Here is a 235-nt window from a genome sequence, read left to right on the forward strand (position 1 = left end):
GGAGATCGCGGGTTCGATTCCCGTCGGAACCGCCATGCGGGTGTAGTTTAGTGGTAAAACCACAGCCTTCCAAGCTGTTGTCGCGAGTTCGATTCTCGTCACCCGCTTTTAGTTTTTATGGGCCTATAGCTCAGCTGGTTAGAGCGCACGCCTGATAAGCGTGAGGTCGATGGTTCGAGTCCATTTAGGCCCATTTATTTTATTGGCCCGTTGGTCAAGCGGTTAAGACACCGCC

2 tRNA genes are annotated in these 235 nt (G+C 52.8%); both read left to right on the forward strand.

The annotated features are described in order from the left end of the window. The first annotated feature begins 36 nt into the window (after positions 1-36). Positions 37-107, forward strand: a tRNA-Gly gene (locus HMPREF2731_RS12065). A 12-nt stretch (positions 108-119) separates the two neighbouring features. Continuing rightward, positions 120-193, forward strand: a tRNA-Ile gene (locus tag HMPREF2731_RS12070). Positions 194-235: the final 42 nt, after the last annotated feature.

Origin of the sequence: Enterococcus sp. HMSC072F02, assembly GCF_001837725.1 — a bacterium.
In the GTDB taxonomy this organism is placed as follows: domain Bacteria; phylum Bacillota; class Bacilli; order Lactobacillales; family Enterococcaceae; genus Enterococcus_B; species Enterococcus_B lactis.